This is a genomic window from Micromonospora noduli, from assembly GCF_003264365.1.
Classification (GTDB): Bacteria; Actinomycetota; Actinomycetes; order Mycobacteriales; family Micromonosporaceae; genus Micromonospora; species Micromonospora noduli.
Window position 1 is genome coordinate 324,038 of record NZ_PYAK01000001.1, and the last position, 9,687, is coordinate 333,724.

Annotated in this window: 6 protein-coding genes; 1 reads left to right on the top strand and 5 read right to left on the bottom strand. The window is 71.2% G+C overall.

The features are described 5' to 3' along the window. Positions 1 to 126: 126 nt before the first annotated feature. On the bottom strand, positions 127 to 1,086 hold the full coding sequence (locus GUI43_RS01485; protein WP_112697626.1) for a Het-E N-terminal domain-containing protein: 960 nt from the start codon (positions 1,084 to 1,086) through the stop codon (positions 127 to 129). Then, positions 1,083 to 4,580, bottom strand: a complete 3,498-nt coding sequence (locus tag GUI43_RS01490) for a hypothetical protein (protein WP_146765839.1) — start codon at positions 4,578 to 4,580, stop codon at positions 1,083 to 1,085. The genes GUI43_RS01485 and GUI43_RS01490 overlap by 4 nt, the downstream gene beginning before the upstream one ends. A gap of 109 nt (positions 4,581 to 4,689) precedes the next feature. On the opposite strand from GUI43_RS01490, the gene GUI43_RS01495 reads away from it, so the two are divergent. Continuing rightward, a complete protein-coding gene (locus GUI43_RS01495; protein ID WP_146765840.1) occupies positions 4,690 to 6,795 on the top strand; it encodes a tetratricopeptide repeat protein in 2,106 nt (701 codons plus the stop codon). Positions 6,796 to 7,212: 417 nt separating this feature from the next. Here the strand turns inward: GUI43_RS01495 and GUI43_RS01500 are convergent, their stop codons facing one another. The 3 genes from GUI43_RS01500 to GUI43_RS01510 all read right to left on the bottom strand — a co-directional run. Next, positions 7,213 to 7,794, bottom strand: coding sequence for a dihydrofolate reductase family protein (locus GUI43_RS01500; RefSeq protein WP_112697632.1), 582 nt, complete (start codon positions 7,792 to 7,794; stop codon positions 7,213 to 7,215). Between the two features lie 67 nt (positions 7,795 to 7,861). After that, positions 7,862 to 8,701: a helix-turn-helix domain-containing protein gene (locus tag GUI43_RS01505; protein WP_249037615.1), complete on the bottom strand. Its 840-nt coding sequence runs from the start codon at positions 8,699 to 8,701 to the stop codon at positions 7,862 to 7,864. Between the two features lie 38 nt (positions 8,702 to 8,739). Next, positions 8,740 to 9,687 (bottom strand): hypothetical protein (locus GUI43_RS01510; RefSeq protein ID WP_211326624.1); only part of this gene is annotated, 948 nt, incomplete at its 5' end.

Below are 9,687 nucleotides of genomic sequence, written 5' to 3' on the forward strand. Positions count from 1 at the left end.
ACACGGCGCAGATCCCGCACTTGTCGCCGGCTGGATTACCCCAACCCAGGCCGAACGGCCACGAGCCGAAGCCGATCTTCAACGACTCAGCGCACGGAGCCACGCCGGATGAGCCGGTCTCGGCAGCTACCCGACCATAGGTCCGGCGTGTTCGAGCCAGCTGCGCAACCAGGCCGCCGTGTGGTCGTCGGAGGCGGCCGCGTCCTCGAGGAGCCGGCCGAGCACCTCGCCGACGGCCGGGCTATGCGGCTGGTCAGCGAGGGCTTGGACGGCGGCGCCCGGCTCCGATTCGCGACCGAAGCGATCTCGCACGAAGGCGGACAGGGACGCCCATGCCTGTTTGCCGGCTTCGTCAGCAGCGCCGCTCGCCAGCGGAACCACGGTGGCCGCGACTATGCCGGCCGTGATTGGTTCTATCGACACCTCCGGTGCCTCTGCTGATCCCGACGGAGACCGTTGACGGTCAGAGAGGGGTAGCGGCTGCTGGCGGCGGGCGCGCTCGGCGGCGAGGTGATCTGCCCGGCGGGACGGCATGCCGGGGAAGGGCGCCTCGGGGATCGGGGGAAGGTCCACCCGCGTCTTCCCGGTCCCACGCGGGTACCGGGGTTTGTTCAGCAGCCAGCGCAGCACGAGCGTCGCGTGGGGATCGTTCACGGGGCGGCGCTGGATGCGGGACAGATCAGCCGGGACCGGCGCGTCCATGCCGTCGGGCAGCACCACGATGAGCACCTTGCGCTGGAAAGCGGCCTGGTCCGTGTCGAACAGGCCGTGCAGCGCATCGCACTCGCGAACCGACCCCGCGCCCTCGTTCGCCGGGTTGCGGCCCGACCAGCGGTCCCACAGGGGCACGCTGCTGATCATGATGACGGTGTCCGCCCAGGACACTCGGTCCGGTCCCCAGCGGGTGAAGTCGATCGTCCGGTCCTCGCTGTGGAAAAGGTCGATCTCCACCTCGATACCTTCGACTCGGTCGAGCGTGTGGGCGAAGGCGAGCACCGCCGCCCGGTAGCGGGCCTGTTTCTGGGCGCTCCAGCGCCGGTCGCGGTGCGCCCACACAATGAAGACCCGGTGCGGCATCGTGCTCATCGCCAGATCGGCGTGGTCACGACGGCGCGCAGGGCTTCCGGGTCGTCGTCGGCGACAGCCGCCGCCGCGGCCCGCGACAGCGTCCACGGATGGTCCGGCCCGTAGAGCGCCGCGCTGCTGTCCGCCGCCTCCCGGAGCAGGACACCGGCGTCGATGGCCCCGGCCAGGGCCGCGAGCCGGCCGATGTTTGTCCGCCAGCAGATCTCCTCGCCAGCGGAGGGTTCGACGACATCGTCCGCGAGCAGGTGCCGCAGACGGTCTGCCTCCCAGCCCGGCCGGGCCGAATCCACCGGTGGCTGACCGTGCTGCCGGAGATCCTCGGCAAACCCCCCGCCCCCCGGCCGGGACAGAGAGTCCAGCATGGTCAGCAGGACACGCCCGGCGGCGGTCCGTAGCGGGCGTGGGCGGCGGGCGGCGTCCCGGCGCAGCAATACGAGGCGGGCACTGGACAACAACGTCAGTGGGTGACCGGAGCCGAGAGACCGGGCGGAGTAACGGACGGCCTTCGCTGCGGATGCGATGTCGCCCGGCTCGACGGTGTCGGGGTCGGCCAGGCGCCAGGCAGCGAGGGCGTCCCGGGCCATCGCGGCATAAGCGGTGTCTGGGCCGAAGAGCCGTTCCACCGCCGCGGCCAACTCTCGGATCGTCTCCGGCGGCTGTGCCGCGAGGCCGGTGAGCCACGCCGCCCTCAGCCGGTGGACGATGGCCCAGACGGAGTCGGACCCGTTCTCTGCCCGGCAAGCTGCCAGATCGAGGAGGACGGCTTGGTGGGCGGCCCGCCGGTCACCCCGGGCCAGCTGCAACTCGGCCAGGGCCAGCCGCCGGATCAGGGTCTCCCGGTCCTCGTGTCCGAGCCGGTCCCGCAGGGTCTGCCAGGAACCCTGAACCAGGGCGAACCCCTCGTCGGTGTCGCCGAGGTCGTAGGTCACCAGCCCAAGGTTGCACTGGGCGATCGCAACGTCCGTGCTCTGCGCCGCCGAGCGGTCCAGCAGCCAGTGCAGCCCGCCGTTCAGCCGGTCGCGTGCGGACCGTAGCCGCCAGGTCAGATGCTCGGTACGCGCCAAATTGTTGTCGATGTTGTTAAGTACCCCGGCACCCTGCGACTTCTTCCGTGCCAGGTCCGCGGCGGCGCTGAACTCCGCCACGCCCTGCTCGTATCGGCCGGTGTCGAGCAGCAGCAGCGCGCGGTCGTTGAGCAGTTCGGCGTACTTGCTCTCGGCGCCACCGCCGGGGAAGGACAGCAGGTGACGGATCGCCGCGTCGTACACCTTCGCGGACTCCGGGAACCTCTCCCGCAGTTGGAGGATGAAGCCGAGGTTGTCCCCGATTTCCAACCGGATCATCGCCGACCTGGGGACGGCGTCCGCGTCGACGGCTCCGCGGGCTCGACGGGGAAGGAGCGTCAAAGCCCTGCGGGCGTACGCCTCGGCCTCGGCCAGATCCACGTCCGTGAGCAGCGAGTCGGTCTCGTTGAGCCACCGCGCGGCCGATGTCCGCGCATCGGCGCCCGCGACGTCGCCGAGCCGGTCTGCGGGCACCACCATGGCCGGGTCGAGGTCGTCGAACGCGTCGACCACCTCGGCGGACACTCCGGGCACGGCCGCTGCGGCGACCTCGTCGCCGTGCATCGCCAGCGCCAGTAGGGCGACCCGGTAGGCACCACGGGCCGCGCCACGCTCGTGCAGGTACGCCCGGGGCAGCCAGAGCGCGTGATTTGCCAGACCACGCAACCGGTCGGGCGCGACATTGCCCGGGCGTTGCCGGGATCCGTCGAGGACAAGGTGACAGGCCGCCACGGCGACCGCGGACAACGCCATGGTGCGCGACCACAGATCGGCGTCGTTGACGTCCTCGTCGTCCAGCAGCCGCCCGGCGACGGCGGCAACCATCAGTGCGACCTGGGCGGTGTCCGGACCGGCCTCATCGCGGACCGCACCGGCCAGCAGTGGATGGACCAGAAAAGTCTCCTCGTCGGCGCCGGTCCGGATCAATGACTGGGCCCGCAGTTCGGTGACGGCGGCGTCACGACGTTCGGTGTCGGCGCACACTGCGACGGCGGGGTTGTCGCCGTAGTCCCGGCCCAGTCCGGACAGCAGTTCGCCGGAGACCGGGGCGGGCTGGGCGCAGGACAGGATGCCTAGCAGCGCCAGCGCATCCGGATGACTGACGCGCAGAGCCGCCAGGCGGATCCGCCAGGCCTGTTCGAGAGCAGCCGCCCCGGCGACGGGCGCGTCGACGTGACGGTCCAGCCAACCGCGCAGTGATAGCCCGTCGACGACAGCGGCCGCCGCCTGCTCGAGCGCCAGCGGGAAGCCGCCGAGCCGGCGGGTGACCTCGGCGGCCAGCCGCTCGTCTTCGGCGCCGGTACGGGCCAGCAGGAACTCGATGCCGTCCGACTCGGACAGCGGCTCCAGTTCGACCGTGGCGGCTTCGGCGCGCCAGCGGACCGACGGTGAGGTGACGAGCACGTGGACACCGGACATCGACGGCAGCGCGGCCGCGAACGCCGTCGGCTCCGGGGCGTCATCCACCACGATCAGAGCCGGCCGTCGTTCGCCGAGCGCCTCCCAGAGGTCGTCCGGATTGGCGCCGTCGATGCCTAGGCGTTCGGTGAGCAGGGCGATCGAGGAACGCCAAGTCGTGGAGTTTGTCGCGGATAGCCAGCCGACGACGGTGTAGCCGTCCGCCAGGTGTCGACACATCCGTACCGCGAGGGAACTCTTGCCCATCCCGGAGCCGGCCACCAGCGCGACCCGGATTGCTGCGGTCCGGTCGGCGAGCAGCTGCGCGAGCCGATCGACCACGTCGTGGCGGGTGCGGTCTTCGGCAGGGTTACCGCGCCCGGGAACGGCGACGACCCTGCCCCGCACGGCCGGCGTCGCAGCCGGCGCCTGCCGGGCGAGGTCCACCGTCCGGGGCCAGCTCGCCAGCACCCGGTCGGAGCGCTGCACGGCGGACGCCAGAACGGCGGGGTCTTCGATGCGGACCGTCAACAGGCCGGCCACATCGGCAGGCCGCGGCACCCGCAACCGGCGCAGGCGGGCGTGCACCTGCCGCCGGCGTTCCGCCGTCGCGCCGGCGCCGTGCATCGCGGCGAGCACCGTACGGGCACGGGTGTGCCGGTCGCCGCGGATGACCTCGGCGGCGAACCGGTCACTGTCGAGAGTGACCGCGGCGCGGCGGGCCAGCGTCCGCAGAGCAGCGAGCAACTCGTGCTGCCCGGCGGACGAGTCCCGAGGGAGCACGAGCACCGTGCAGTCCTCCGGCCGCCCAGGATCGAGCAGCGCGGCGATCTCCGCCGCCACCCCGTCGCGCAGACAGCGGGCCAGCATTCGCCCGCCGCCCGCCGTCGCGTCGATCCGCACCTGTACATCCGCGCCGGACGGCTCGATCCGGACTAGCGCGGGCGGCGCGGCCATGCCCAGCACCGGTATACCGGCCGTCACTCCGGCGACCGCCACTCGTATCAGGTTCCCCGCGTTCTCCGCATCCACGTCGGCCCCTTTGCACGCGCAGAACATGCCACTGACCGCGATGGCCGGTTCCGCCACCGGGCTTGCTGAAGGAGAATGTATCGACAACTCATCGTATCGGGGGCTGCCGATGACCGGGTCCACCGATAACTTCATGGACGGCACCGCCCACATCGTCGTTCAGGCAGGTAGCGTACGCGGCGGAGTCCACATCAAGGCGTCGCCCGAGCAGCCGCTGCCGCTCCCTCGTCAGCTACCGGCCCGGCCGTGGCTGCTGGTCGGCCGGGACGACGAGGCCGCCGCACTGGACGAAGTCATCCGCACAGGTGATCTCTTCGTCGCGGCGATCGACGGTCCCGGGGGCATCGGGAAGACCACGCTCGTGCTGGAGTGGGCATATCGGCACCTGGACCGTTTCCCGGACGGGCAACTTTTCGCCGACCTCGGTGGTTTCGGCAAGGGCGAGCCGGGACCGCCGCCGCTCACGGTGCTCCGCGGCTTCCTGGCCGCCCTCGGCGTTCCGGCCAGCGCGGTCCCCACCGACACCGGTGCGGCATCGGCGCTGTTCCGCAGCCTGCTCGCCGGCAGACGTATCCTCATCGTCCTCGACAACGCCGCCGTCGCGGCACAGGTCGTTCCGTTGCTGCCCGCGGCAGCGCCCGCCGCGGTCGTCGTGACCAGCCGTCAACACCTAGCTGGCCTGGGCGCCGGACGGGTCCGCCGGATCCGGCTCGGTGTCCTGGACCGGGCCGGATCGGCCGCGCTGCTCACCGAGAACCTCGGCGAGTCAGCGGCTGGCGTCGAACCGGCCGCCCTCAACGTCCTGATCGACCACTGCGGCGGGCTGCCGCTGGCCCTGTCGATTGTCGCCGCCCGGGCATCCCGGCATCCCGGGCATCCTCTGTCCACCATGATTGACGAACTCGGTGCGGCGGAGGCGCACCTGAGCGGCTTCGACGCGGGCACCGAATCCATGCGCCTACAGTCCGTCTTCTCCTGGTCGACCTCCCGCCTCACTCCGCCGCAGGCCCGGGCATTCCGGCTCGTCGGCACGGCGCCGGTCGCCCCGCTCGGGCAGCACGCGGCGGCGAGCCTGCTAGGTCTTGCGCCGCGGCGGGCCACGGTGCTGCTGAACGAACTGGAGAGAGCGAACCTGCTGGAGGAGCCCACCCCGCGCCGCTATCTGATGCACGCCCTGCTGCGGCGGCACGCGGGGGAACTCGCCGAGGAGGACGAACCGACGGCGGACCGCGTCGCCGCCGTGCGACGACTGACCGACTCCTACTTGGGCACCGCCTACCAGGCGGACCGGCTGCTGTTCCCCTACCGCACGCTGGTGACGCTGGACCATCCGGCACCCGGGGTCAGCACGGCGCTGCTCACCGACGAGTCCGCAGCCCTGGCCTGGTTCAGCACCGAGTACGACCAACTGCTCGCTCTCCACCGGCACGCCGAACAGCTCGGCTGGTGGCGCCACGTCTGGCTACTGGCTCGCCTGCTCGACACCTACCAGCACCGCTGGGCGCTGCTGCGCGACAATGTGGACACCTCACGCCGGGGCGTCGCCGCCGCCCACGCCCTGGCCGACCGGTATGCGATCTCCCTGGCGGAGCGGCAGCTCGGCCGGGCGCTCACCCACGCACAGCGTTACGACGACGCGCGCCGTCACCTGAACCTGGCTCTGCAGGCCGCCGACGACCGTGACGACACGCTCGCCGTAGCGCACACCCGGCACGACCTGGCGCGCCTGTCGTCACTCGTCGGCGAGCACGATGCCGCCCTGCGCCACGCCCGCGAGGCGTTGCGCCTCTACCGCGACTGCGGCGACCCGGTCGGCGAGGCCCACGCGCTGAACCGGGCGGCCCGCCAGCTCGCCGAACTAGGCGATCATCAGGCGGCTCGAACGGCCGCCCAGCAGGCTCTCGCCCTGCACGAGCGGAACAGCGACCCGGCCGGTTCCGCGGCCACCCTCGACAACCTGGGCCACATCGCCCGCCTGCTGGAGCAGCCGGACGAGGCGATCGAGCACTACTCGCGCGCGCTCGCGGACGGCGGGGCCAACCCGTACCTCGAAGCCGCCATGGTCGAACATCTCGGTGACGCCCACGCCGCCGCGGGCGACGACCAGCGTGCGGGCTTCGCCTGGCAGCATGCGCTGACGCTCTACGAGGCGCAGTTCCGCACCGCGGAGGCCCGTCGCGTCTCCAACCGAATCCTGGGCCTGGGCGGCCCGTAAGGCCGACCACCCTTCGACGATCTGGCCGTCGTAGCCAGTTGGTCAACCACCATGCTCACACGAACCCGGCGTCAACCACCTGCGCCAAGTCCAGTCCGGAAATCGGCTGGATGCCCGGATTAGCGGCACGCCAGGGTGGTACTGGTCGCTCCGTGCCGTTGATGGTCGTTATCCGGCATCGCTACGCGTTGACGGTCCTCCTCACGCTCCTCAGCCTCGCCGCCCAGACCCGCATCACACGGCGCACCCGCGGCTGACGGACGCTTGGCACAGCGCCCATCAGACTCGATCAGCCGGCCCGCGACCTTCAGGCCGAGGCCGTCCAGGCGGGTTGGGTGGTCAGGTCGGGGCAGGAGAAGGTAGGAGCGTGACTTCGACTCTCCCCCGCCGCGCGACCCGCCAGCCCGCCCAGACCGGTCAACGGCGCACCCGATAGCGCAGGTGAAGCACCCGGTTGCCCTGAACCACCACGTCAGGATCCTCCAACAGGTGTTGCGCGTGGACCGACCCGAAGTAGCGCTTGCCAGACCCGAACACCACGGGTACCACGTCCATGCGCACCTCGTCGACCAGGCCCGCGGCTAGCACCTGGCCGCCGACGTCGCCAGCGGCGACCTCGACGATGCGGTCACCCGCGAGCTCCTGCGCCTTGGCCATTGCTGCCTTGACGCCGTCGACGAAGTGAAACGGCGCCTCAGGGTCCCAGCCCTCGGGCTTCGGACGGTGCGTCACGACGACCACATGGTCGATCCCGCTCGGTGGCTTCCCGTCCCAGCCGTCCGTCATGTCGAAGACGCGGCGGCCGGCGATTGTCACCCCGATCTGGTCCCAGTACGGCCGGGTGTGGTCGTAGGACGCTTGTGACACCTTCAACACACCACTGTCGTCCAGCGGGACGTCACCGCTGGTCAACCAGTCGAACAGCGGTCCGGGATGGTCGTTCTCGTCCGCGATGAAGCCGTCCACCGACACCGAGCTGTACAGGACTACTTCGCCCATGGGCGCGCTCCTCTGCTTGGGGATGCCCTCAGGCTAGAGTTTCGTGCGCTGTCGCTCTTGTAAGGAATCAATCGATCGGTAGCGGCCAGCCGTCCAGAACGTGGCCGGGGTGTTCGCGCAGGAACCGCCGCCTGACGTCGACGTACCGGGTCGGTGTGAGCCCGGTGAAGGCCCGGAACTCGTGGCCGAAGTGGGCCTGGTCAAAGTAGCCGGCGCCGCCGGCGAGGTCGGCCCAGTCGATCGGTTCGGCGGGGTTGATCGAGAGCACGGTGGCGGCGAAGCGGTAGGTGCGGGCGAACCGCTTCGGCGTGACGCCGATGAACTCCTTGAACCGCTGTGCCAGGTGAGTGCTGCTGACACCGGCGGAAACCCTCAGGTCGTCGATCGCCACCGCCCCGCTGGTGGCGGCGATGATGCGGCTCGTGTGGCGGACCAGTCCCAGGCCGGCCGCCTCGCCCAGCCGTCGCGTCAGCTCCTCCTCGAGCAGCGTCAGCATCTCGTGAGGTCCCTCGGCCGTGGCCAGCCGGTCTCGCAGCTCAGCAGTGGCGGGCCGGCCCCACACCTGCTCTATCGTCGCCGGCCGGTCACACATCTCCGCTGCGGGCATCGGCAGGAACGGTGCCAGCCCCCACGGCTTGAAGTGCACGCCGACGGACCGGGTCCGGAGTGGGTAGCCGAACTCGAACGCGCGGGTGGGCGTGGTGACCACGCAGCCGTCGGCGTACTCGGCCGTCTCGACGTTGGCGCCGGCACGAATGCGGAACGGTGCCCCGAGGTTGACGATGAGGAACGCCGCCGGACTTGCCGGCAGCGTCAGCCGGGCGTACGGCGGCGCGCCCTCCAGGTAGTAAAGGTCGTCGATCAGCCCGTCCAGCGGCGGTCGCGGCACTCTGGACACGTACTCCACGCCGACAGTATCGCCGACGTGGCCCCGGTAGACCTGGCTCACCACCAGTCGAAGTAGCGGCCCGCGTGGAAGATCCCCACTCCGATGGCGGCGACGATGCCGACCACGAGCACGACCGGGGCGACCACCACGCTGCCGGCCGCGATGCCGATGGCACCCGCGGCGATGGCCAGACCTGCCCCGATGCCGACGCCGCCGGCCACCACCCCTGGCGTGTCGCCGGCCTCGGCGGCCCGGTTCATGCTGACGTACGAGACGGCGGCCAGACCGATGCCACCGATCACCAGTCCGGCGGTCATCGCGCTGACGGTGGCGACAGTGGCACCGGGCACGGCGATGGCGTACAGCTCCAGGCCACCGCCCACCGCGCCGAGCGCGTCACCGATGCCCATCTCCCAGTCGCCGTGCTGGTAGTCGCCCCACAGGGCGAACGCCGACAGGCCGAATCCGACGACACCGAGCCCCTTGCCGAGCATGCCGGTCCGGCCCGGCAGTCCGCGCACGTGCTCGGGCGCCGTGGCACTGGCTGGGATCTTCCGCCCGCGTCCCGGGTTGGTCGCCGTACGGATCGCGTTTCCCGCGCTGGCCGGCGCGTCGGTCTCGGTGATGATGACGGCCTGGGATCGCTTGCCGGCCATGGTCGGGTTGGCCTGGATCGCCCGGTTGGCGTCCCGGGTCGCCGACCGGGCGATGTCGCCGGCCTTGCCGTATACGTCGGTCGACTTGATCTGCTTGACCGCGGTGCTGGTCTCCAGGTCGAAGTTCGGCGTGTTGTCGCGCCACGGCATGCCGTACAGCCATTCGAGGATGTTGCCGCGGAACGTCCCCCGGCCGCCCTTGAACTTGAAGTTCCAGATGAACTTCTCGGCGGCGGGCGCTGTGTGCGCGGCGGCCCCGCCGACGGCGCCGGGTGCGGCCGGCGCGGACGGCCGCATATGCTGGCTGGTGGAGATCTCGCCTCCGCCGGCCGGCCCGTCCCGCCCATG